The organism is Neptuniibacter sp. QD57_21, assembly GCF_047778075.1.
Taxonomy (GTDB): domain Bacteria; phylum Pseudomonadota; class Gammaproteobacteria; order Pseudomonadales; family Balneatricaceae; genus Neptuniibacter.
On the sequence record NZ_CP180549.1, the window covers coordinates 2798704 to 2823411 of the forward strand.

Annotated in this window: 27 protein-coding genes; 14 read left to right on the forward strand and 13 right to left on the reverse strand. The window is 43.6% G+C overall.

Annotated elements, in window-relative coordinates; all coding sequences use genetic code 11:
- The first annotated feature begins 56 nt into the window (after positions 1–56).
- A complete protein-coding gene (locus ACMXYS_RS12585) occupies positions 57–1202 on the forward strand; it encodes a S1C family serine protease (RefSeq protein ID WP_415896723.1) in 1146 nt (381 codons plus the stop codon).
- A gap of 94 nt (positions 1203–1296) precedes the next feature.
- Here the strand turns inward: ACMXYS_RS12585 and hisD are convergent, their stop codons facing one another.
- From hisD to ACMXYS_RS12630, 9 genes are all read right to left on the reverse strand, one after another.
- On the reverse strand, positions 1297–2604 hold the full coding sequence (gene hisD, locus ACMXYS_RS12590) for a histidinol dehydrogenase (RefSeq protein ID WP_415896724.1): 1308 nt from the start codon (positions 2602–2604) through the stop codon (positions 1297–1299).
- Between the two features lie 2 nt (positions 2605–2606).
- Positions 2607–3254 carry an ATP phosphoribosyltransferase gene (hisG, locus tag ACMXYS_RS12595; RefSeq protein ID WP_415882000.1) on the reverse strand — a complete coding sequence of 216 codons (648 nt, stop codon included), beginning with the start codon at positions 3252–3254 and terminating at the stop codon, positions 2607–2609.
- An 18-nt stretch (positions 3255–3272) separates the two neighbouring features.
- Entirely contained in the window at positions 3273–4535 is a 1263-nt protein-coding gene (murA, locus tag ACMXYS_RS12600; RefSeq protein ID WP_415896725.1) for a UDP-N-acetylglucosamine 1-carboxyvinyltransferase, read from the reverse strand.
- A gap of 21 nt (positions 4536–4556) precedes the next feature.
- The gene (locus tag ACMXYS_RS12605; RefSeq protein ID WP_415882002.1) at positions 4557–4799 is read right to left on the reverse strand and encodes a BolA family protein; all 243 of its coding nucleotides are present in this window, start codon (positions 4797–4799) and stop codon (positions 4557–4559) included.
- Between the two features lie 112 nt (positions 4800–4911).
- On the reverse strand, positions 4912–5202 hold the full coding sequence (locus ACMXYS_RS12610; RefSeq protein ID WP_415896726.1) for an STAS domain-containing protein: 291 nt from the start codon (positions 5200–5202) through the stop codon (positions 4912–4914).
- A complete protein-coding gene (locus ACMXYS_RS12615; RefSeq protein ID WP_415896727.1) occupies positions 5202–5843 on the reverse strand; it encodes an MlaC/ttg2D family ABC transporter substrate-binding protein in 642 nt (213 codons plus the stop codon). Before ACMXYS_RS12615 ends, ACMXYS_RS12610 begins: the two co-directional genes overlap by 1 nt.
- A 2-nt stretch (positions 5844–5845) precedes the next feature.
- On the reverse strand, positions 5846–6304 hold the full coding sequence (mlaD, locus tag ACMXYS_RS12620) for an outer membrane lipid asymmetry maintenance protein MlaD (RefSeq protein ID WP_415896728.1): 459 nt from the start codon (positions 6302–6304) through the stop codon (positions 5846–5848).
- A gap of 1 nt (position 6305) precedes the next feature.
- A complete protein-coding gene (gene mlaE / locus ACMXYS_RS12625; protein ID WP_415882006.1) occupies positions 6306–7085 on the reverse strand; it encodes a lipid asymmetry maintenance ABC transporter permease subunit MlaE in 780 nt (259 codons plus the stop codon).
- Positions 7082–7897, reverse strand: coding sequence for an ATP-binding cassette domain-containing protein (locus tag ACMXYS_RS12630; protein ID WP_415896729.1), 816 nt, complete (start codon positions 7895–7897; stop codon positions 7082–7084). Before ACMXYS_RS12630 ends, mlaE begins: the two co-directional genes overlap by 4 nt.
- Before the next feature lie 209 nt (positions 7898–8106).
- Here ACMXYS_RS12630 and ACMXYS_RS12635 point away from each other — a divergent pair, with 209 nt between their 5' ends.
- The 13 genes from ACMXYS_RS12635 to yjgA all read left to right on the forward strand — a co-directional run bounded on the left by ACMXYS_RS12635 (position 8107) and on the right by yjgA (position 17930).
- A complete protein-coding gene (locus ACMXYS_RS12635; RefSeq protein ID WP_415896730.1) occupies positions 8107–9066 on the forward strand; it encodes a calcium/sodium antiporter in 960 nt (319 codons plus the stop codon).
- A 16-nt stretch (positions 9067–9082) separates the two neighbouring features.
- The gene (locus tag ACMXYS_RS12640) at positions 9083–10054 is read left to right on the forward strand and encodes a KpsF/GutQ family sugar-phosphate isomerase (protein WP_415896731.1); all 972 of its coding nucleotides are present in this window, start codon (positions 9083–9085) and stop codon (positions 10052–10054) included.
- Positions 10054–10572, forward strand: a complete 519-nt coding sequence (locus ACMXYS_RS12645; protein ID WP_415896732.1) for a KdsC family phosphatase — start codon at positions 10054–10056, stop codon at positions 10570–10572. Before ACMXYS_RS12640 ends, ACMXYS_RS12645 begins: the two co-directional genes overlap by 1 nt.
- Positions 10573–10586: 14 nt before the next feature.
- Positions 10587–11159, forward strand: coding sequence for an LPS export ABC transporter periplasmic protein LptC (gene lptC, locus ACMXYS_RS12650; protein ID WP_415896733.1), 573 nt, complete (start codon positions 10587–10589; stop codon positions 11157–11159).
- Positions 11149–11661, forward strand: a complete 513-nt coding sequence (gene lptA, locus ACMXYS_RS12655; protein ID WP_415896734.1) for a lipopolysaccharide transport periplasmic protein LptA — start codon at positions 11149–11151, stop codon at positions 11659–11661. Before lptC ends, lptA begins: the two co-directional genes overlap by 11 nt.
- 11 nt (positions 11662–11672) lie before the next feature.
- The gene (lptB, locus tag ACMXYS_RS12660; RefSeq protein ID WP_415896735.1) at positions 11673–12398 is read left to right on the forward strand and encodes an LPS export ABC transporter ATP-binding protein; all 726 of its coding nucleotides are present in this window, start codon (positions 11673–11675) and stop codon (positions 12396–12398) included.
- Between the two features lie 54 nt (positions 12399–12452).
- Positions 12453–13967, forward strand: a complete 1515-nt coding sequence (locus ACMXYS_RS12665; protein WP_415896736.1) for an RNA polymerase factor sigma-54 — start codon at positions 12453–12455, stop codon at positions 13965–13967.
- Between the two features lie 58 nt (positions 13968–14025).
- A complete protein-coding gene (hpf, locus tag ACMXYS_RS12670; protein WP_415882015.1) occupies positions 14026–14316 on the forward strand; it encodes a ribosome hibernation-promoting factor, HPF/YfiA family in 291 nt (96 codons plus the stop codon).
- Positions 14317–14333: 17 nt separating this feature from the next.
- A complete protein-coding gene (ptsN, locus tag ACMXYS_RS12675; protein WP_415898249.1) occupies positions 14334–14792 on the forward strand; it encodes a PTS IIA-like nitrogen regulatory protein PtsN in 459 nt (152 codons plus the stop codon).
- Positions 14793–14800: 8 nt separating this feature from the next.
- Complete coding sequence (rapZ, locus tag ACMXYS_RS12680; protein ID WP_415896737.1) at positions 14801–15658, forward strand: RNase adapter RapZ; 858 nt, start codon at positions 14801–14803, stop codon at positions 15656–15658.
- A gap of 5 nt (positions 15659–15663) precedes the next feature.
- Entirely contained in the window at positions 15664–15933 is a 270-nt protein-coding gene (locus ACMXYS_RS12685; RefSeq protein ID WP_415896738.1) for an HPr family phosphocarrier protein, read from the forward strand.
- A 114-nt stretch (positions 15934–16047) separates the two neighbouring features.
- Entirely contained in the window at positions 16048–17397 is a 1350-nt protein-coding gene (mgtE, locus tag ACMXYS_RS12690; RefSeq protein ID WP_415896739.1) for a magnesium transporter, read from the forward strand.
- Between the two features lie 8 nt (positions 17398–17405).
- Positions 17406–17930 carry a ribosome biogenesis factor YjgA gene (gene yjgA / locus ACMXYS_RS12695; protein ID WP_415896740.1) on the forward strand — a complete coding sequence of 175 codons (525 nt, stop codon included), beginning with the start codon at positions 17406–17408 and terminating at the stop codon, positions 17928–17930.
- Here the strand turns inward: yjgA and ACMXYS_RS12700 are convergent.
- From ACMXYS_RS12700 to ACMXYS_RS12715, 4 genes are read right to left on the reverse strand one after another with little or no spacing between them, the layout of a single operon-like run.
- The gene (locus tag ACMXYS_RS12700; protein WP_415896741.1) at positions 17927–18757 is read right to left on the reverse strand and encodes a carbon-nitrogen hydrolase family protein; all 831 of its coding nucleotides are present in this window, start codon (positions 18755–18757) and stop codon (positions 17927–17929) included. The genes yjgA and ACMXYS_RS12700 overlap by 4 nt on opposite strands.
- A complete protein-coding gene (locus ACMXYS_RS12705; protein WP_415896742.1) occupies positions 18750–22622 on the reverse strand; it encodes a YhdP family protein in 3873 nt (1290 codons plus the stop codon). Before ACMXYS_RS12705 ends, ACMXYS_RS12700 begins: the two co-directional genes overlap by 8 nt.
- Positions 22623–22640: 18 nt before the next feature.
- Positions 22641–24107 carry a ribonuclease G gene (rng, locus tag ACMXYS_RS12710; protein ID WP_415896743.1) on the reverse strand — a complete coding sequence of 489 codons (1467 nt, stop codon included), beginning with the start codon at positions 24105–24107 and terminating at the stop codon, positions 22641–22643.
- Between the two features lie 15 nt (positions 24108–24122).
- Positions 24123–24701 carry a Maf family protein gene (locus ACMXYS_RS12715; protein WP_415896744.1) on the reverse strand — a complete coding sequence of 193 codons (579 nt, stop codon included), beginning with the start codon at positions 24699–24701 and terminating at the stop codon, positions 24123–24125.
- Positions 24702–24708: the final 7 nt, after the last annotated feature.

A 24708-nucleotide genomic window follows, 5' to 3' on the forward strand; every position in this document is an offset into this window, starting at 1 on the left:
AGGGAATATTAATCGTATAATTCTAAGCTTGTTTATGGCGTTTCGACTATACACTCATGCGTAAATTTAACTTTCTTTTCTGGCCTATTCTCTCAGGCGTGCTTGTCGCCATTCTTCTTTTACAAGTCTTTCCAGATCTATTAGATAGTTCAAACTCTACCATTGAGTTCCGTGAAGCCCGCAACAACACTGCTCCACAAGGAAATATTGGCCCTGTATCTTACGCAGATGCTGTAGAAGTCGCTGCCCCTGCTGTTGTTAACATCTACACCCAAACCGTTGTTAGACAGAATGTGCACCCTCTCTTCAACGACCCTTTCTTCCGTAACTTCTTTGATTCCGACAGCATTCCACAACGAGAGCGCGTGCAGTCCAGCCTAGGCTCTGGCGTAATTCTAAGCTCTCAAGGCTACATAGTTACCAATAACCACGTAATTTCAGGCGCCGATAGCATTATTGTTGCTTTGAAAGATGGTAGAGAAGCCGCCGCAGAAGTGATCGGTACAGATCCAGAAACAGACTTAGCCGTTTTAAAGGTCACATTGGATAACTTGCCAAGTATTACACTCGGTCAAACTGAAAATTATCGTGTTGGTGATGTAGTCCTAGCCATAGGCAACCCATTTGGTGTTGGGCAAACCGTAACCATGGGTATCATCAGTGCTACCGGCCGCAACAGTGTAGGCCTGAATACCTATGAAGACTTTATACAAACAGACGCAGCCATCAATCCTGGCAACTCTGGCGGTGCTTTGATTGATGCCTTTGGCAACTTGATTGGTATTAATACCGCAATTTTTTCTAAATCGGGTGGTTCTCAAGGTATCGGCTTTGCAATTCCATCAGACCTTACCAAACAGGTCATGCAGGACTTAATACAGCACGGTCGCGTTGTTCGCGGTTGGCTTGGTATTGAGATACAAGAGCTTACGCCTAGTCTTGCTGAATCATTTGGCCTTAAAAAACTTCAAGGACTTATCATTGCAGGCGTATTCCGTAACGGCCCAGCCCATATAGCAGGCCTGCAACCCGGTGACGTAATGCTGACCATCAATGACAATCCTATTTTGGATGGCCGTAAATCCATGACTCAAATAGCCCGTCTTCGACCAGGTCAGGTAGTCACCGTTAAAGTTCTTAGGGAAGGTAAAGAACTCTCCTTTGATGCTGAAATTGGCGAACGCCCTAAAAGCCGTAACTAATTTTGCATTACTCAGCAAATAACTTTTACCCTACAAATAAAAAGGGCCGCCATTTCTGGCAGCCCTTCATCAAAAAGTCGTCTAAGTTTTTCCATTAAGACTTAATACGGTATTCCGCTGAACGAGCATGCGCTGTCAGGCTTTCACCGCGCGCAAGTACTGATGCAACTTTACCCATTTCAGAAGCGCCATCTTCAGAGAACATGATCAAAGAAGAACGTTTCTGGAAGTCATATACACCTAGAGGAGAAGAGAACCTAGCAGTGCCAGACGTCGGTAAAACGTGGTTAGGACCCGCACAGTAATCACCTAGTGCCTCAGCTGTATAACGTCCCATAAAGATCGCACCTGCATGACGAATCTTAGGCAATAACGCTTCAGGATCTTCTACAGACAATTCCAAGTGCTCTGGAGCGATACGGTTTGAAACTTCAATCGCTTCATCCATATCTGCAACCTTAATCAGCGCTGCACGAAGACGTAGAGAGGTTTCGATAATCTCTTTACGCTCTATAGTTGGCAACAATTTATTGATGCTGGCTTCTACCGCATCAATGAAGTCTGCATCAGGTGTAACAAGAATTGGCTGCGCATCTTCATCGTGTTCAGCTTGGGAGAAAAGATCCATCGCAACCCAATCAGGGTCAGTCTGGCCGTCGCAAACCACAAGAATTTCTGACGGCCCAGCAATCATATCGATACCAACAGCGCCAAATACCGCACGCTTCGCTGTTGCCACAAAGATGTTACCTGGACCTACAATCTTATCTACTTTAGGTACAGTTGCTGTACCATAAGCTAAAGCGGCAACCGCTTGTGCACCACCAATACAGAAAACGCGATCAACGCCTGATAAACATGCAGCTGCAAGTACCAGCTCGTTAACTTCACCACCTGGTGTTGGCACAACCATAATGATCTCTTCAACACCCGCAACTTTTGCTGGCATTGCGTTCATCAATACTGAAGATGGGTACGCAGCTTTACCACCCGGTACATACAGACCAACACGGTCCATTGGCGTTACTTTCTGACCTAACATAGTGCCGTCGGCTTCAGTGTACTGCCATGAATCAACGAGTTGACGCTCGTGATAGCTACGAACACGCTCAGCAGCAATTTCCAATGCTTGACGCTGATCTTGTGGAAGATTATCCAAAGCAGCTTGCAGACGCTCTTTGCTCATCTCAAGCTCAGACATCTCTGACACAGACGTATTATCAAAACGGTTGGTGTACTCAACAACCGCTGGATCGCCTTCTTGCTCAACGCGCTGAAGGATCTCATTGACGATCTGATTTACTTTTTCATCAGATACCGCTTCCCACGCAAGCAGTTTATCCATTTGCTGACGGAAATCAGCCTGAGTAGAATCTAGACGTTTAATATTCAAATCAGTCATGATTACGCTTCTCCATCACGGCGGGCAATTGCATCAGCTAATTTATCTAAGATCGGTTGGATCTGACGGTGCTTCATCTTCATTGAAGGCTGGCCAACAACTAAACGTGAGCTGATATCCGCAATCTCTTCCATCGGCTCTAGACCGTTAGCTCGCAAGGTATTGCCTGTATCTACGATATCAACGATACGGTCTGCCAAGCCCATTAGCGGTGCTAATTCCATAGCGCCATAAAGTTTGATGATATCGACCTGACAACCCTGTTTAGCAAAGTAGTCACGGGTCACATTGACAAACTTACTCGCAACTTTCATTCGGCCTTCAACTGGCTCAGCCCCTTTCATACCTGCAACCATAAGCTTGCACTTAGAGATTTTCAGATCCAAAGGCTCATACAAACCAGCAGCACCATGTTCAAGCAGAACATCTTTACCTGCGATGCCCATATCCGCGCCACCGTACTCAACATAAGTAGGTACGTCAGTTGCACGAATGACAACCAATTTGATGTTGTCATGGTTTGTATCAAAAATCAGTTTACGGCTGCTATGAATATCCTCTGCCGGCACAATGTCAGCTTCCGCCAATAAAGGCAGGGTTTCTTTGAGGATACGTCCCTTGGACAGTGCAATCGTTAGTTGCTGCTTCATAGCGTTCTATATACCTGTTTAACCTGGAACACGCTTAATACGTGCGCCTAATAACTGTAATTTCTCTTCAATACACTCGTAACCACGATCGATGTGGTAAATACGATCAATTACGGTGTCACCGTCTGCAACCAATGCAGCAATAACCAAACTCGCAGAAGCACGCAGATCTGTTGCCATAACAGGCGCTGCCTGTAGACGCTCAACCCCTTCTACAACTGCGGTATTGCCATCAATATTGATTTTAGCGCCCATGCGAATCATCTCTTGCATGTGCATAAAACGGTTTTCAAATATGGTTTCTTTTAGAATACTAACGCCCTCAGATACCGCATTCATCGCCGAGAATTGCGCTTGCATATCTGTTGGGAAAGCAGGATAAGGTGCTGTAGTCACGTTAACTGCTTTTGGACGCTGACCTTTCATATCCAGCTCAATCCAATCATCACCTGTAGTGATATGTGCGCCCGCTTCTTCAAGCTTTTGCAGAACAGCATCTAGAATTGCTGGCGATGTATTTTTGATCTTTACCTTACCGCGCGTTGCCGCTACAGCGGCTAGGTATGTACCAGTCTCAATACGGTCAGCAACCACAGGGAATTTACAACCGTGAAGTTTTTCAACACCATTAACAACAATGGTATCTGTACCGTGACCAGTAATGTCCGCACCCATCGCGATCAAACATTCTGCTAGGTCTACCACTTCAGGTTCACGAGCAGCATTCTCAAGAATACTCTGGCCTTCGGCCAGCGTTGCCGCCATAAGAATATTCTCTGTACCTGTAACTGTTACAGTATCAAAGAACACTCGGGCACCTTTTAAGCGACCATTGGTTTTAGCACGGATATAACCGCCTTCAACAACAACGTCTGCGCCCATTGCACGTAGACCTTGAATATGAAGATCGACTGGGCGTGAACCGATAGCACAACCACCAGGAAGGGAGACTTCAGCTTCGCCAAAGTGCGCCACCATAGGGCCCAGTACCAAGATTGATGCACGCATCGTTTTTACTAGTTCGTATGGTGCAACCAGTTTATCGATTGTGCTGGCATCAATTTCTACATTTAATTTTTCATCAATTACTAGCTCAACACCCATACGACGCAAAAGCTCAAGCATCGTCGTAATGTCATGTAAGTGTGGCAAGTTACAAATTGTAACTGGCTCAGACGCTAGCAAAGCAGAAGCAAGGATAGGTAACGCCGAGTTTTTAGCACCGGAGATGCGAACTTCACCTGTGAGCTGCTTCCCACCTGTAATAATAAGTTTATCCATGGTCAATCCAGTAAAAGGCGTTTAGTTCTGGGAAGCTTCCCACTGCGCAGGGGTGTATGTCTTAATCGTTAGAGCATGAATCGTTCCATTTGCGATATGCTCATTCAAGCAAGCATAGACAAGCTGCTGACATTTCACCGGGCGCAACCCTTCAAACAGTTCACCTACAACGGTTACCTGAAAATCACACCCTTCACCTGCGGTTGTAACTACACAGTTCTCAAGTTGAGATTCCAGAATCTGCTTAACCTGTTCAGCCTGCATGCAAAGCTCCCGATAGAATACTTCTAGATAAAAATAAGGCGGAAATAATACCGGATCATGACAAAAAAGGCGATGCTAAGCATCGCCTTAATCCAATATCACTTAATACTAATCAATTTGTTAGATCTTCAAGCCCAACCAATTTTGCAATCCCCTGCATTTCTACAGGTAAGTTGATCGGCTCAAGCTCCAATCTATTACGTTTTGCAAAACGTAAACAACACAACCAAAAAGACAACGCAGAACTATCTACTGAAGTAACCCCGTCAAAATCTACTTGCGTCGTACCATTCAAACCAGACAATAACGATTCAACCTGCTTACGAAGTTGCATGATCACAGGGAATTTAAGCTCCCCTTCAATCGCAATTAACTGTGCTGACTTAATGCTAGCGGTTGCCATTAAGCACTTTCCTTGTCTGGGTCTACCTTATCTTTCCAGCTAGTAATAACTTTATCGACGTTATTACGATTACGCTGCATCAGATCTGCAAACTGGTTTTTAAAGCTCAGTTTGATATTTACGCTGCCATCCAAAACAGCGTTCACTAGTTTCCACTCATCTGCACTCTTTTTCATATAGTAGATCAGCGCAAATTTAGTACCATCTGCAGCAAAAACGTTTACTGTAACAATCTGCTTTTTCTCATCAGGGCTTTTCTTACGAGGTGGAACCATCTCATAACGTTCAATATTAAACCCGACAAGTGCTTTAGCATAGGTTTTCAACAAAGTTGTTTTGAAAACACCACTAAACTCTTCACGTTGCTCTTTTGACGCTCTGCGATAGTATTTCCCCATTACACCTTTGGCGATGTAATCGAAGTCCACTACAGGAGAAAGAATAGTGTCAATTTCTGAAACTAATTGATCTTTCTGCTCTTCCTTTAGAAGTTCTTCGTTGTCTAATAACTGAAGAACGTCTGAAGTAGCGCCTTCAATCACTTTGCCCGCTTCTTCCCAAGATGCATAAGCATTAAAAGAAAACATAAAAGCAACGATCGCAGCCAAATGGCCTAATCGTTTAAAAACCTGCTGTAACATAATTACTCACTCGCTTCATTGAAGAGGAATTTACCGATTAACTCCTCCAGCACTAGCGCTGATTGGGTATCTTCGATAAAGCCACCATTACTGAGATATTCCTCTTCGGCCCCAACGGTAACACCGATATACTGCTCACCCAGCAAACCTGCAGTTAGAATCGCTGCAGAACTATCGATGGAAAGAAAATCCACATCGCCATTTATTTCCATAGAAACTTTAGCGACCAACTGTTCCGTGTCTAGCTCAATGCTTGTAACTTTACCAATAGTGACACCGGACATTGTTACTTTTGCTCGAGGTGTCAAACCACCAATATTTTCAAAGCGGGCATAAACAGTATAAGTATTGTCACTTGTAGACACACTTAAACCGCTTACGTTCAACGCCAATCCTACCAACGCTAAAATACCTGCCAAAACAAAGGTACCTACGCTGATCTCCAAGACCCGCATACGCATATTAAAGTTCTCCAAACATTACTGCTGTAAGAATAAAATCTAGGCCTAACACCGCAAGGGATGAATAAACCACTGTTTTCGTTGTTGCCTGACTAATACCTTCCGAGGTTGGTATACAGTCATAGCCTTGGAATACAGCAATCCAAGTTACAACGAAGCCGAAGGCAACCGCTTTAATTAAGCCGTTAACAACATCTTCATAAAAATCTACTGAGTTCTGCATGTTGGCCCAAAAAGAGCCGTCGTAGATACCCAACCAATCAATACTTACCAAAGCACCACCGTAGATCCCTACGATTGCAAATATTGCAGCCAAGATCGGCAAGCAAATAAATCCAGCCCAAAAGCGTGGCGCAATAATGCGACGCAAAGGGTCAACACCGATCATTTCTAGGCTAGAAAGCTGTTCTGTAGCTTTCATTAAGCCGATTTCCGCCGTCAAGGCAGAGCCAGCTCGCCCTGCAAAGAGTAACGCTGTTACAACCGGAGCTAACTCTCTAACCAAACTCAACGCTACCATCTGCCCCACGGCCTGTTCAGATCCGTAATCGACAAGAATGGTATAGCCTTGAAGACCTAATACCATACCGATAAACAGACCCGACACTACAATAATAATCATCGACAACACGCCAACGAAATAGATCTGTTTTACCAACAAAGGAAACATCATGAGCGGCTGAGGCTTGGCAATCAATGATTGAAATAGAATCATTGTTGCACGCCCAAACGCTGCGAGCTTACTTAACGTCACATGCCCTAAGGAGGCTAACTTGTTCATTTCAGATCACCTTGTAGCAAATCATCAGCATAATCATCTGCAGGAAAATGAAATGGCACAGGACCATCTGGTAGACCGTGCATAAACTGTTTAACCTGAGGAGACTCTACTTCTAGCAACTCTTCTGGTGTCCCCTGAGCAACCACTTTTGCATCAGCAAGAATAAATACATAGTCAGCTATACCTAACGTTTCCTGAATATCATGTGAAACAATAATACTGGTATGCCCTAAAGAGTTGTTTAAATGTCTGATTAGATTCACTAGCACACCCATAGCGATCGGGTCCTGACCAGTAAAAGGCTCATCATACATTAAAATATCAGGATCTAATGCGATCGCACGCGCCAAAGCAACACGTCGAGCCATACCGCCCGAAAGCTCGCTTGGCATTAGTTTATTAGCGCCGCGTAAACCGACCGCATGAAGCTTCATCAACACGATATCGCGAATCATATCTTCAGATAGATTCGTATGAACACGAAGAGGAAAAGCCACATTTTCAAATACGCTCATATCAGTAAAAAGAGCGCCACTCTGAAAAAGCATACCCATACGTTCACGAACCGAAAAGAGTTCGCTACGACTTAAATCTGGGATATTTTGACCATCAATCGAGATAGAGCCAGTATCGGGTTTCAACTGACCACCAATCAATTTTAGCAGTGTAGTTTTACCAGTACCTGAGGGGCCCATAATTGCAGTAATTTTTCCCCGAGGGATTTTAAGATCGACATTGCTATATATCGGTCTTTCACCACGAGCGAAGCTCAACTGCTGAATATCGATGACGACATCATCAAACTGACTCATAAGATTCCATTTATAAAACATGCAAAACAGCTTAAGTCCGTTCCACTGTTCAGGCTTTATTCAATAACCCGTACTTTGTGGGGTCGCAACTATACCATTTCGATATAAAAACGGGAATATTTACCTATAGTTCCTTCGTGCCGATTTAAACAACCACTGCATTCTGTTTTAATAGCGTCCTTCATCTATTACTGGAACATATTTTCTTTATGCTTTACCCAATTTTGGCGCTATTGGCTGGCTTAATTTTATTGGTCTGGAGTGCAGATAAGTTTGTAGAAGGGGCTGCAGCGACAGCTAAAAATTTTGGTATGTCACCGATGCTTATCGGCCTGACAATTGTCTCTTTTGGCACCTCAGCTCCCGAAATACTAGTTTCGATCATGGCTTCCACGTCAGGATCTGGAGATCTTGCAATAGGTAACGCACTCGGTTCCAACATTGCTAACATCGCACTGGTGCTTGGTATCACCGCACTTATAGCGCCTTTACCGGTAAAATCTGGAGTTTTGAGAAAAGAGTTACCTCTTTTATTAGGTGTAACCTTACTTGCCGGCGTTATTCTTTTTGACCTACACCTAAGCCGTATGGACGGCGTTATCCTGCTAATTGCCTTAGCAGTTTGCCTATACCTATTTAATCGTTTTCAAAAAGGCGCACCACAAGATGAGCTAGCGAGTGACCAGGAAGAGTTACCCGAACTAGAAACAAAAAAGGCTATTTTTTGGTTAATAACTGGACTCGCTGTTCTAGCTGCCAGCTCCAGGCTACTTGTTTGGGGAGCCAGTGAAATTGCTTTTGCGATGGGCGTGAGCAAACTTGTTATAGGCTTAACAATTGTAGCTATTGGCACCAGCCTACCTGAGTTAGCTGCATCCGTAGCAAGTGCTTTAAAAAATCATCATGACATCGCTATTGGCAACGTAGTTGGATCTAACATTTTCAACTTAGTTGCAGTAATGGCCGTACCAGGGCTTATTGCACCTATAGGTATGGATGCAATTGTGCTGCAACGAGATTATGTTGCCATGCTTGGATTAACTTTCGCACTGATGGCTTTCGCCTTATGGCAAAAACCCCCTTCTATCAGTCGATTTGAAGGCAGCCTGTTAGCAGCTGCCTATGCAGGTTATTTGATCCTGCTATACACTATGACCGTATCACAATAGACAGTATAGGTTTCTGATGTCACAACCTGATTTTCTCAGTTCAGCAAGACGAACCATTCAACTTGAAGCTGAAGCCGTTTCAGATTTAGTTAGCCATCTGGATGAGAATTTTATTCGTGCCTGCGAACTGATGTTTCAATGCACCGGTAGAATCATTGTTACAGGCATGGGAAAATCAGGTCATATCGGTAAAAAAATTGCTGCAACTCTAGCGAGTACAGGCTCACCATCTTTTTTTGTTCATCCTGGTGAAGCTAGCCATGGGGATCTAGGGATGATCACTTCAAACGATGTAGTTATCGCCCTTTCTAATTCAGGTGAAACAGCCGAAGTCGTTACCATCATCCCTCTTTTAAAAAGGATGAAAGCTCCGCTTATTAGTATTACAGCTAATGCTGATTCAACCTTATCCACAGCTTCTGATGCAAACCTACACATCGGCGTTGAAAAAGAAGCCTGTCCTCTTGGCCTAGCTCCAACCTCAAGCACTACGACTCAATTAGTGCTAGGGGATGCATTAGCTATAGCCTTATTAGAAGCACGCGGGTTTAGCGCGGAAGATTTTGCTTTCTCCCACCCAGGTGGCAGTTTGGGTCGTAAATTACTCCTAAAAGTAAGCGATATAATGCACGCTGACCAAGATGTTCCAGAGGTTGAGTCAGGAACCCTTTTACAAGAAGCACTTATAGAAGTGACTCGCAAACGCCTAGGCATGACTACAATCGTAGATAAAGATGGCAAATTACTCGGCATATTCACCGATGGTGACTTGCGTCGAGCACTAGATCAGAATGTAGATTTAAAAACCACAGTTATCGATCACGTTATGACTCACCAAGGTACGACGGTTAATAGCGAGACATTAGCAGCCGAATGCTTACAAATCATGGAAGCGAAAAAGATTAACGCCCTTATCGTCACAGATGAACTAAATAAGCCAATTGGCGCTTTAAATATGCACGATCTTCTCAAAGCAGGTGTGATTTAATGACCAATCCAACTTCTTTAAAGAACATTACACTTGCTGTTTTTGATGTAGATGGGATTTTAACTAGCGGACAGCTTCTATTTCTCCCCAACGGTCAAGAGGTTAAACAGTTCAACACACTAGATGGCCTCGGTTTAAAGCTTCTTATGGAAGCAGGAATAGAGACCGCAATTATTACTGGACGAAGCTCTCCACAGGTAGAATTTCGCAGCAAATCACTGGGCATCAATTATCTATATCAAGGCCGCGAAGATAAGCTAATTGCCTTAGAAGAACTGTGGTCAAGCACATCACATAATGCATTAACAACTGCGTATATTGGTGACGACTTACCTGACCTATCTGCTATCCGTCATTGTGCATTTGGTGCCAGCGTTCCAAATGGACATGAATTCGTCAAACAACATGCTGATTGGTGTAGCACACGCAGAGGCGGCGAAGGAGCAGCTCGAGAATTTTGCGAGCATATACTCGAAGCTCAAGGTAAACTTAAGCAATTACATGCAAAGTACCTATAACAAAGTCACCGCAAATGCCTGATCTAAGTAGTAAATTACGCATTATCATCGCTGCTGCCATTTTAATCCCAATACTACTGTATTGGGGTTTTTCAGGCTCACCTCAAGAGCACAGCACATCCAAAGCCCCGCTATCTGAAAAGATGGATTATTTTATCGACCAAGCAGCTGCAAAAGAATGGGACATAGACGGTAAACTCAGGCAAGAACTTACAACTCCTCGGTTAGAACATAATCCAAAAGAAAAACAAAATTTTTTGATCAAACCCAAAAGCAATCATTACCGCTTGGATCACTCGACTATCAACATCTCATCAGACACTGGAACCGTACTAGATGATAACAGCCGAATAGATCTTGCAGGTAATGTCAGAGTTATTGATAATTCAGATGCGCGGTCGAGCAAAAAACTAACCACCGAAGCTCTGACGATTTATCCAAAGAAAGACATTGCAGAAACAAACTTACCAGTGAACTTAGAGACAGAACACAGTCTAATGAAAGGCACTGGAATGGATATTAATTTCAACACCCGCGTTTTAAATTTACATTCAAGGGTAGAAGGAACACATCAAAATGTTGATTAGGCTATTACAAACGCTTGTAGCACTTGGTGTGCTTGCGTCGAATATTGTTTTCGCCCTGCCAGATGATCAGGACAAGCCAATCTACATAACAGCTGATTCTGCCAGCATTAATGACACCACAGGTATTACCACCTACAAAGGTAATGTCATTATTAAACAAGGCTCACTACTAATCGAAGCAGCCCATGTAGATATGCATAGAGCCAACGGAGACGTTGACAAACTAATAGCCAAAGGCTCACCAGCCCATTTCCGCCAACAACAAGAAGTTAATGGTAATTTCACTGACGCCTGGGGCAGACATATGGTCTACATGGTAAACAAAAAAGAATTAACCATTACCCAAAACGCCAAAGTAATCCAAGCCAAGGATACCTTTACTGGAACCAAAATCGTTTACGATTTGAATAAATCAATCGTGAATGCTTTTGGTTCAACATCTGCGAATAGCAAAGACAAAGGCCGTGTAAACATGGTCATTCAGCCCTCTAAAAAGAAATAAGGCCTGCGTTAATGAGTTTATTGGAAGCGCGAAATTTAGCTAAGCGCTACAAAGGACGCGAAGTTGTTAAAGACGTCTCTCTTAAAATTAACAGCGGTGAGATCGTTGGGCTTTTAGGGCCAAATGGAGCCGGTAAAACCACCTGCTTCTATATGATTGTTGGCCTAGTGCAGGCAGACCGTGGTCAAGTCAAAATAAAAGATAAAGATATTACAGCCTTACCTATGCATGGGCGTGCTCGAGAAGGTATAGGCTATCTACCTCAAGAAGCCTCTATCTTTCGTAAATTATCTGTACAAGACAATTTACTGGCGATTCTTGAAACAAGAAAAGACTTAGATAAACAAGCAATCAAGACTAAAATGAATGAGTTGCTTGAAGAGTTCCACATCACTCATATCCGCGATAGTCTTGGCATGAGTCTCTCTGGTGGTGAACGTCGTAGAGTTGAAATTGCTAGAGCATTGGCAACTGAGCCTGAGTTTGTACTGCTAGATGAACCTTTTGCCGGCGTAGACCCTATTTCGGTCAATGATATTAAACAAACAATTCGCCATCTACAGTCCAAAGGTATCGGCATTTTGATTACCGATCACAATGTTCGAGAAACATTAGATATCTGCGAAAGCGCCTATATTGTTAGTGAAGGCACTATACTTGCTAATGGCAAGCCTGATGACATTATGAATAATGAAGCAGTACGCAATGCGTATCTGGGTGATCAGTTCACCCTATAAATCAAGGAATAGCGATTAAATGATTGTAGCCTCCGGAGTTAGTGCCACCGTATTATGAAACAAGCGCTTCATTTAAAAATTGGGCAACAGCTCACAATGACACCACAATTGCAGCAAGCGATTCGCTTACTGCAATTATCAACACTGGATCTCCAACAGGAAATCCAAGAAGCACTTGAAAGCAACCCGATGTTAGATGTATCTGAGGATGAAAACACACCAGATGCACCATCAAACGATCAAGACAACAATCTAGACACTCATCAAAGTGCTGGTGCAGATGAACTAGAGGGCAATACCTCAGCGGAACAAGATTACGACGACCCCCCTGATGTAGAAGATAATTGGAATGAAAGCATTCCTGAAGAATTGTCGACTGATAGTAACTGGGAAGACACATATCAATCTTCCACACCTACTTTAAGCAAAGAAGATCTCGATTCTTTTGAATCGAATGATACCGCAGAAGAGACATTGCAAGATCATCTTCACTGGCAGCTAAATCTAACACCGATGAGTGATTTAGATAGGTTAATTGCCACCAATATTATTGATGGCATTAACCCTGATGGATACTTAACGGTTCCCCTTGAAGAGATTCATGAGCACTTTTTAGAGCAAAATTCTGAAGGAAGCGAAGAAGTTGAACCTGATGAAATAGAAGCCGTACTTCATCGCATTCAACAATTCGATCCGTCCGGCATTGCTTGTCGTGATCTCAGCGAGTGCTTGGCCATACAACTTAGCCAACTTCCCTCTGATACACCCTGGCGCACTGAAGCCATTAAAGTGGTCAATCAATATATTAAGCTTCTAGGCACACATGACTATCGCCAATTAATGCGCAAAACACGCCTGAAAGAGCCTCAGCTGCAGCAAGTTATTCAGCTCATTCAGAGCCTTAACCCTAAGCCTGGCGCTAGTATCAGCCAAACTGCGGCAGAATATGTCATCCCTGATGTAATCGTAACTAAGCAACGCGGCGTTTGGACAGTTAACCTAAATCCAGAAGTTTCGCCTAAACTTAGAATAAACTCTGGTTATGCAGGCTTAGTAAAACGTGCAGATAACAGTTCAGATAACACCTACCTGAAAAATCATCTTCAAGAAGCACGTTGGTTTATTAAAAGTCTACAAAGCCGAAATGAAACACTTTTAAAAGTGTCGAATGAGATCGTCAAACGACAGTCTGGGTTTCTAGATCATGGCGAAGAAGGCATGAAACCAATGGTATTACACGATATAGCAGAAGCCGTTGAAATGCATGAATCAACCATCTCTCGTGTAACAACGCAAAAGTTTATGCACACACCTCGTGGAATTTTTGAACTTAAATACTTTTTCTCCAGCCATGTCAGTACAGCGACTGGTGGTGCTGCTTCTTCAACAGCGATCCGAGCTCTGATCAAAAAGATGGTTGCAGCCGAAAATACAGCAAAACCTTTGAGCGATAATAAAATCGCACAGTTCCTAGATGAACAAGGATTCAAAGTAGCTAGACGTACCATTGCAAAATATCGTGAAGCAATGGGCATTCCTCCTTCTAATGAAAGAAAGCGTCTGGTTTAATAAAGAGATAATAAATAAGGACGGCGGCAAAACGCCTCCACTAATGTAGGAGAGACCTATGCAGATTAATATTACTGGACATCATGTTGAACTGACTGATTCAATGCAAAACTACGTCCTAGAAAAAATGCAGAAAATTGAGCGTCACTTCGATAACATCACCAATGTTCAAGTAACACTAAGCATCGAGAAACAACGTCAGAAAGCAGATGCCGAGATGCATGTCTCAGGCGCACAGCTTTTCGCGACGCACGAGCACGATGATATGTATGCTGCAATTGACGGCCTAACAGACAAATTAGACCGTCAAGTTATCAAACATAAAGAAAAACTTAAAAATCACAAATAGGCCTCACGCTACAACGTATTATGTTGGTCCATGAACTATTAACCCCCTCAAGCACCCTTTGCGGTCTTGAGGGGAGCAGTAAAAAACGAATTCTGGAAAAAGCATCTGAAATTATTTCAGAGCAAAACCCTGACCTAGAAGCATCTTGCATCTTCAACGGCTTACACGGTCGCGAGAAATTAGGCAGTACAGGCATAGGCGATGGCATAGCTATACCCCATTGCCGACTTGCTAACTGCAACGATGCCAAAGGCTACTTAATCAAATTGGCTCAACCCATTGATTTTGATGCCATAGATAGCAAACCGGTAGATCTTTTGTTTGTCCTTTTGGTACCAGAAGATGCTACGTCTGAACACTTACAAACTCTTGCCGCGATTGCTGAGCTATTTAGCCAGGAGAGTGTACGAGAACAGTTGAGAAGTGTTGAAGATAACGAAGTACTCTATCAGGCAATTTGCCAACTTAGTTCATAGGATGTGAAATGAAGCTTGTAGTGATAAGCGGTCGATCCGGTTCCGGCAAAAGTACGGCTCTACAAGCTCTAGAAGATATAGGCTTCTATTGCATAGACAACCTTCCAGCATTATTGCTACCTGATTTAGTCCAGCAGATGAGTAGTGAACCCAGCCATCCTGATCGCATAGCGGTCAGCATTGATGCGCGCAATCTACTCAGTAACCTATCCAAATTCCCTCAAATTTTGCTTAACCTTCGCCAAGAACGCTGGGCAGAATATGAAGTGATTTTTCTCGATTCATCCGAAGCTACGCTATTAAAAAGATACAGCTCAACCCGAAGAAAACACCCGCTTTCTGATGAACATAAGAATCTACAACAGTCTATCCAATCAGAATCTGAATTACTGGAACCTATTGCTAGCCTTGCTGATATTCGAATAGATACAACGCGCCTATCCCTTTATGACTTGAGGGATACGGTCAAACTCCGTGTTGCTAAGCGAAAAGAGCAAACTCTTTCAGTTCAATTTGAATCCTTTGGCTTTAAACATGGGGTTCCTCTAGATGTCGATTTTGTATACGACGTCCGTGCGCTACCTAACCCCCATTGGATCCCAGAGCTGAGAAAATTCACAGGGCAGGAACAGCCGGTTCAAGACTTTCTAAACAATTCAGCAGAAGTAAACGAGATGATCAGTGATATCACTGATTTTCTATCTCGCTGGTTACCCCGCTTTGCCGAAAATAATCGCAGCTATATAACAATCGGCATCGGCTGTACTGGAGGTCAACATCGTTCGGTTTATATAAGCGAACGTCTGGCTTCCCATTTCTCACAACACATGGATAATGTTCATGTCCGCCACAGAGAATTGAGTTAACACAGATGCAAGAAAAAGAACTAGAAATCATCAATAAACTAGGCCTCCATGCTCGCGCTGCGGCCAAATTAATTGGTGTAACTTCACGCTTTTCTGCTGATATCACTCTAGTAAAAGATGGCAGAGAAGTGGATGGCAAAAGTATTATGTCCGTTATGATGCTAGCTGCAAGCCAAGGCACCACTCTCTCTGTTAAAACTCAGGGAAGTGATGAAGAAGGCGCCCTCATCGCCATCGAAGAGCTCATTAATAATCGCTTCGACGAAGACGAGTAATAATTTTATACATATCATTGGGTTATCCCTGCCTTTACAATCCGCTATAATCAACGCGTTAGTAGATTTCCTAGTTTTCACAGCATCGTGACGAATCATTAGCGACGGCATCCTATGGCGCAGACAGAAACCAAGTCTAATCTGGACAAGCTCAATGAAGCACTCGATTGCGGTGAATTTCGCCAGATTCGATTTACGCTAAACCGCGCTCTTCGCCCGACCGAAGTAGCCCGCCTAATTGAAAAATCCCCACCAAAAGAGCGTCAAATTCTATGGAACTTGATCTCTGAGGATCTTGAAGCAGAAGTTTTACAGCACCTTGGGGATGAAATTCAGGCTGATATCCTAAGCCGTATGAATTCGGAAGAGGTTTTAGCGCTTACAGAATCACTAGATTCGGACGATATGGTTGACGTGCTTCAGCAGCTTCCAAATCGAGTGATGAAAGAAACCCTGCGGATTATGGATAAGCAAAACCGCCGCAGAGTTGAGCAGCTACTATCCTATCCAGAGGACACAGCTGGCGGTCTGATGAACACGGATACAACCACTATCCGTCCTGATATCAGCGTAGAAACTACTTTACGTTATATCCGCCGTCACGATGAAATCCCTGAAATGACGGATAGCTTGATCGTTGTAAGTCGAAAAGATTCCTACATTGGGCTACTACCGTTAACCAAACTGCTCGTGTCAGATCCGTCTATCACGATCCGTGAGATCATGAATACGGATATAGAACCAATCAATGCAGATATGCCTGATGATCAAGTTGCTTCACTCTTTGAAGAGCATGATTTGGTTTCAGCACCTGTCGTTGACGATGATGGTAAACTTCTTGGTCGTATCACAATCGATGACGTTGTCGATGTCATCCGTGAAGATGCTGACCATTCTCTAATGAGCATGGCTGGCCTGGATGAAGATGAAGATACCTTTGCGCCAGTACTGAAAACGACTCGACGCAGAGCCGTTTGGTTAGGCATCAATCTACTTACCGCTTTTATAGCTTCTGCGGTAATCGGTATTTTTGAAGATACGATTGAAAAAGTTGTAGCTTTAGCGGTCTTGATGCCGATTGTAGCCTCAATGGGTGGTATAGCCGGCTCACAGACCCTAACACTTGTGATACGTGGACAAGCATTAGGTCATGTAGAGCGATCAAACGCAGGCTGGCTATTAAACAGAGAGATTATCGTAGGTGCCCTCAATGGTATTTTATGGGCTCTGGTTATTGCAGTAGTCGCCACGCTCTGGTTCCAAGATATAAATATAGGCATAGTTATCGCCTTGGCCATAGTGATTAACCTCATAGCCGGCGCTATAGCAGGCACCCTACTGCCTATATGTCTAAAATCATTGGGTATAGATCCTGCGCTAGCAGGCAGTGTACTCTTAACAACTATTACTGATGTGGTTGGATTCTTTGCCTTTTTAGGTCTAGCCACAGTTTTCTACGCCTGAGAAATCACATGAGCGAAAACGACAATTTTGATCACCTACAGCCAGAATCTGAAGAGGAATGGCTGAGTAAAACTGATGTTAAAAAGCAGATGCATGCGCTGCAGGATTTGGGTGCAAAGCTAACGAAGCTCAATAAAGAGCAACTCGATAAGCTTTCATTAGATGACCGCTTACGTAGTGCAATCGATGAGTTTCACCGCATTAAATCTAATGGCGCTCAAAAAAGGCATCTGCAGTTTATCGGCAAACTGCTACGCACTGAAGATAGCGAAGAGATTGAACAAGCTATCGGACTATTCGAAGCAGGTCATCAGGCACATACCCAAGCGTTCCATAAATTAGAACGCTGGCGAGACCGACTGATAGGTGAAGGCAACAGTGCACTTCAAGCCTATGTTGCCGAACATGAAAATGCCGATATCCAGCATTTGCGTCAATTAATTCGTAATGCTCAAAAAGAACAGAAACTGGAAAAGCCACCGGCAGCAGCCAGAAAACTGTTTAAGTATTTACGTGAGGTAGATGGTGTTTAAAAGCCCGCTTTAGCTCTATGCTGCATGACAGGCATGGCACCTCGCCTGTCTTGCACGTCTTTTAAATCAATATCGGCAAACACTAAGCCCTTACCTGCAGATTCTCTAACCGTAAGCACCTCCCCCCAAGGACCCACAATCATCGAATGCCCCCAACTTTTGCGGCTAGGACTATGTTCGCCCCCTTGGTTAGCTGCTAGAACATAGCATTGATTCTCTATTGCCCGTGCGCGCAACAAGACCTCCCAATGCGCCTTTCCTGTCACGTAGGTAAAAGCCGAAGGAACTGTAATTATATCCGCGCCCATTTGACGTAATCTTTGAAACTGCTCCGGAAACCTTAGATCGTAACAAATGGCTAGCCCAATACAGCCAAACGGAGTATCAACAGTAACGAGATCACTTCCCGCTTGAATAAAATCTGATTCCCTATAAGCCGCATGCGCATCAGCTACATCAACGTCAAACAGGTGAATCTTATTATAAGAGGCTTTCTGCTCCCCCTGACTATCAAAGACCAAGCAGCTAGCCCAAACTTTATCCTTTGCTTCATCAGCTCCCTGGGTCAATACAGGCACACTTCCAGCCACAATCCAAAGGTTATATTTCTTTGCTAGCAAAGATAATAGATTGTGTATTCTTCGAGTTTTGACTTCACCCCTAGCCAAATCAATCAGAGCACGAGAATCTAGCAACGCAAAATTCTCAGGCAGGAGTAATAATTGCGCTCCTGAATTAGCAGCCTCTTCAGCCAGCAACTCAACAGTTTCTAAATTTGTATCAACACACTCCCCTGAAACCATCTGCGCAACTGCTAATTTAGCCATCATGAAGCTCCTGATCCACTTCCGGTTGCTCTTTTTTCTGATTTAGATCCACATCGATTTCCGGATTACCCCAATCTCCACTCATACGGTACTTAACCGTAGTGAACTTAGCTAAAGGATCACCAATCAATTTATCAAAAAGGAAAACCGCACCCGCTACTTGCGGGGCGCCGAGCAATACACTTACTAGAGGAATGTTATCCGTAACAGGTAAAGCGACTTCAATCTCCTTATCAACCGTTTCGTTGATTAGATTCAAGCTACCACTCATAGCCATATTGGCGGATGGTCCCGTCATAATAAAAGGCTCGGATGTATGCGCTATACCCTTTTTAATAGAGTAATCTGCTTTCATCTCATCAAAAGCAACACCAGTCTTGACCAGATCGGTAAAATCCAACCTAAGCCTTCGTCCTAATGATTGCAGATTTAAAATACCGAAGATGCGGAGAATATTACCTGAGTTACCAACATCGAGTAGACGTCCATTCTTCGCCGTGAACTGCATCTCACCATTCGACTGACCTACTTCAAACTTCCAAGGAGCTCCACTCCATGAAAGCTGTAAGTAGGCATTTAGGCTTTTGGTTTCTAAGGTATCTGAGATACCCCATGCATCGAGAACTTTGCCAAAGTCCTGACTATCTAGTTTTACTGTAAGGTCGGAGAGTTCTTTGCCATTTTTATCCCAACGCAATTCACCCCGAACCAAAGAACCATGCATATTGCCTGAAATATCTTTCACTACAGCCCCTGAAGGGGTTGGCCTTAATATAAATCGCCAACTTCCCAAAGGAAGCTTATTGAGTTCGAAGTTGTCGACGCTAAAATCGAGCTTAGGTAAAACTGTTGGATCTACAGGCGGCGTGATCGCAGTACCACTCTGCTCACTATCACTATCACTTTCATCTTTCTCAATACGGAGATGGCCTAGTTTTACCTTATAAGGCTTGTCAGAATCCTCTGGCATCCAGAGTTTACCACCTACTTGAGGACTATTAGCTGTTAGCATCCAACCACCAACATCAGGTGTAAGAATTACTTTAAGCTTATCCAGTACAATATCTTCAAAACTAAACTGTTCAATCTGCAGATCGACTTCTTTTAATAAATTATCCGTTTGAGTAGACCCAGATTTAGCAGTAGTACTTTCAGTAAAACCGGCAGTTTGGAAAAACTGCTCTAATTGGTCATAATCGAGCATAGCAACTCGACCGTTGACCCAAATTCCCTGCGCCGTTGGCAAAGCTGGTCTCTCCCCACCCAAAGTGAAGCGTCCTCTTGAGACCTTATTATTGCTATTTAGCATCACGCCACGTAGCTGATTACCTAAGTTAAAACGTACAACACTTCGATCATCTTTAAACTGGCGACCTAAATCACTGATGATGGTTAACTGACTCGATTGAGCAGCCGTTTTTGCAAGTGGTGACGGTGCTGATAAGGCGATACCTTTTAAATCACTTTTGATAACCAACTGATTACAGCTTTTACCCGGACACATATCCAATCGTGCACTATAAAAAAGCTTCCCTTGAGCGACTCTTAAAAGATCTAAGCCTAACCATTCCCTTAAATAGTCCGCTTTCACCGCACCACGAATATCAATGGCAGTTTTACGTTTCTGGGTACTAATAGCTGCAGTGATAGGTTGTTCAAACAATCTCGCATCAAGCTTCTTAGAGGAAAGGCCATTGGAGGAACTGTATCTCACAGATCCAGTGATATTAGAAAAATCAATGCCCTCTTGTTTGGAATGGAAACGCCCCTTTGCAATTGAGGAATTCACATCAACTTTTGGCGCTTTATTGCCCTTGAGAGGTAAATCAATCTCAATACGGGTCGCTGTATCCCCTGCCATTTCCCAAGCCGCTAACTCATCACCGACCTCTTTTCGCAGCGGACTTTGAGTTAATAAGCGTTCTATATCTTTTGTTGAGCCATTAACACTACCCGTTATAAGTAACTTATCAGTAGAGACTGGAAGATGAACCCAAGCAAAATCAATATCAGAATTGTAGATTTTCCCGCCTTTGGCCTCAGCAGTTAATTCTCCATTACGAAAGAAAACAAAGCTATCCGCTTTGTTAATTTCAGGCCAACCCGGCTGATATTCAAAAGACGCATCACTCAGATCAAAGAACATCTGCACACTAGGCAATTGGTAATCATCTAATCGTGAGCGAGTAACACCATTTAGTACAAAACCCGCCTGATTGATATGCCCTTGCTTAATAGCTGCTACTAGCCAATCGTAAGTCTTTATACCCACTTCCTTTGGAGGAATGTAATATTTAGCATGCAAACCATCGCTGCTCTGCATACCAATTTGCAGATTCAGAAGAGGCTGTTCATCACGTGAAAAAGGAAGGTAAATACTGAAACGTCCCGATGCAGATACACCTTCGTTTTTCAAACGAAGTAATTGGGAAGCAACCACCACTCCTTTGTCTTCAAAACGCCAACCTATTACACCTTCAGCATGTTGATACTGCCAGCGATAATCAAACAACGTAGGGTATTGCATGATGAAATCATCGCTTTGTAGATGAATCTCTCCTCCAGCAATATCGGCCTTTAATAATCCATTAATTCCTTTTAACTCAGGCACATCATCCCAAGCATCAATACCTACCTTGTTAAGGTCCGCAAGTAACTTAAATTCTGATAACTCAGCATCTTTGCCCCAAGACACCATTAAGTTTTCCACAACACCTTTCGTCGATAGCGTATCTACTACCTGAATAGCAGATTTCGGTAAGAAAGGTTGTTTGATGATCAGATCCGATAAGCGCTGCAGATCAATACGGTCGATCATCAACTTTTGTGGTTTGATCGCAATCCCATTTCGAACAAGATCCAAACTCATTCGGGGCAAGGTAAATTGTTCTTCAGCAGCGCCTATTATCAGATCGGTAATCTGCAACTGAAAGCTATGATCCCTTCGCACCAACGCACTTTGAACGGCAAATTGCTCAAATACGTAGTCCTGATAAGCAAAGTTCTCTATGGAAGTTTTACCCGTTAGGTAAGCTAATTTTCCTTTATAGCTTTGTCCCCAAAATTCCTGCTCAGCTTGCAAACCATCTAATTGAACATCCATTAGTTTTAACCAAGGATTGAGCAACTGCTGATCAAGCCCAGATAGCTTTAGATAAAAATTCGCTGCCTTTTCTGTAGGATCACCTTCAACCTCAGCTACGAACTTCAGATCTGCTTTGCCCGACGCAGTCACTAGATCCGCGTCAACTTTAAGCTGATGCAATACACCATCATGTTGGAGATGTAATTGTATCGGCTCGATGATTATTTCATCGCCGCTTTTAGGAATAACAACAATACGCGTATCTTCAATATTGATCGCGCGCTGCATTAATAGAAAAGATAAAAGGTCGGAGCTTTTATGGGGTTTAGCGCCCCGCTCCGTTTTTGTTTGCGACGCAGGAATTTCTTGAGTTGATGTTGAATTATTTTTAGAAGCAACTGTGTGATCGTACTTAAGCGTCAGGCCTTGCAAGTCAAACTGGGAAAAGACAGGTGTAAGTGCCTTTAACGAAGCCCCTGTATCTAAAGCAACAACCCCCTCTAGCATACCAAAGGAAGCACCTGCTTCTGCTTCTATTTGATCTACCGATAGACCACGAACAGAAATGACTGGCTGCCAGCCTCGCCACTCACCTGCGATGCTTGAAATATGAACTTGCGCAGAAAGTTGTTCAGATAAACTTTGCTGGATATCTAGTCGATACTGATCAACATCTTCTACCAAGATTTTGATGCAGAACAGCAAGAGCGCCACAATTGCTGCAAGTGCAGCAAGTCCCCAATATAGGAACCAAAAGACAGAATGAGCGTGGCGTTTCACTAGCAATCCTTTTTAGCTTTAGCGCAAAACAACATCAAAGTTTTCAGCGTTATACATAGGCTCCACCTGGAAACGAATCGTCTTGCCAATAAAGGCCTCTAATTCCGCAACATGATTAGAAGCATCATCTAGTAGATAATCAACTACAGGTTGAGCAGCCAAGACGAGGTAGCTATCTGTATCATAGGCCCTATGCTGGCGAAGAATTTCACGGAAAATCTCATAACAAACCGTTTCAGGCGTTTTAATTGACCCCCGGCCCTGACATTCACTACAAACATCGCAGAGGACCTGTTCCAAGCTTTCACGGGTACGCTTACGGGTCATCTCAACTAAACCAAGATCTGATACACCTGTAACTTTACACTTCGCGTGATCGCGCTCTAACACCCGTTCCAGAGTTCTAAGCACTTGGCGCTGGTGATCTGCATCTTCCATATCGATAAAGTCGATAATGATAATACCGCCAAGATTACGTAAGCGAAGTTGACGACCAATCGCCGTTGCAGCCTCAAGGTTCGTTTTAAAGATCGTCTCTTCGAGGTTGCGATGACCCACAAACGCGCCAGTATTAACATCAACCGTCGTCATCGCTTCTGTTTGGTCAAAAATCAGGTAGCCACCTGACTTTAGCTCCACCTTACGGCCTAAGGCTCTTTGTATCTCCTCTTCAACATTAAAGAGGTCAAAAATAGGCCGCTCACCTGGATAATACTCAAGCGTATCAGCAACTTCAGGCACCAGTGTTTTTACAAAGTCTTCCGCTTTTTGGAACGTTTCTTTGGAATCAATTCTGATCTTCTCTAGACCTGAATGCGCCATATCTCGCAGTGCTCGCATATTTAACGGCAGGTCTTCATAGATGACACTTGGCGCTTTAGCGGTTGATATTTTCTCTTTAATCGAAGCCCATAAACGTCTCAAGAACTGAGTATCTGCTTCCAACTCCGCTTCTGCAGCGCCCTCTGCCACCGTACGCAAGATAAACCCAGCAGGCTCGCCATCGTCGGTGGATACAAGTTTTTTCATGATCCCACGTAATCGATCACGCTCTTCCATATCTTCTATTCGTTGGGAAACACCAACATGGCTGTTACCGGGCATACACACCAGATAACGAGAAGGAAGAGAAAGGTGAGTAGTAAGGCGAGCACCTTTAGTACCAATAGGATCTTTAGTCACTTGAACAAGCAAAGATTGCCCTTGGCGAAGCACTTGAGCAATAGAGGTATTAGCCTTTTCCTCATGCGTGGCACTTTGAGAAAGCACCTCTTCAACGTGGATAAATGCTGCGCGCTCTAGACCTATATCAACGAACGCAGCCTGCATCCCAGGCAAAACTCGTACAACTTTACCTTGGTAAATATTACCGACAATACCTCTACGATGTACGCGTTCTACATATACTTCTTGCGGCATCCCATTTTCGATAACCGCTACCCGAGTTTCCATCGGGGTAAAGTTGATCAGTATCTCTTCGCCCATGACCTATCCTTAATACTATTTCGAATGCCAGATGCGAATACCTGCCTGCACCAACATTTCAGCCGTTTCTGTCAGAGGTAAACCCACTACTGCAGAATAGCTGCCCTTAATCTCTTCAACAAATACAGCGCCAAATCCTTGGATACCATAAGATCCAGCTTTATCTTGCGGCTCACCTGATCGCCAATACGCTTTACACTCAGCCAACGAAATTGGCCGAAAACGGACGTTAGTTGAGACTACAACAGATCGCGTTTGTTCCGCGGTCACTAATGCAACTGCCGTAAGTACTTGGTGAGTATTGCCCGAAAGCCTCTGAAGCGTCTCAATTGCTTCATTTTGATCCGCAGGCTTTCCCATAATTCTTCCGTCAAGCACAACCGTAGTATCAGAACCTAACACTGCTTTAGATCCATCAGTGCAAGCAAAGCAAGCTTGCGCTTTTTCAATCGCTAATCGCTCAACGTAATCCATTGCTAGCTCAGCATCTCTAACATCTTCACAGATATCAACGGGCTTTACAGAACATTGCACTCCAATCTGATCGAGTAATGCCTTTCGTCTTGGGGAAGCTGAGGCAAGAATCAATTCCATTTAACGG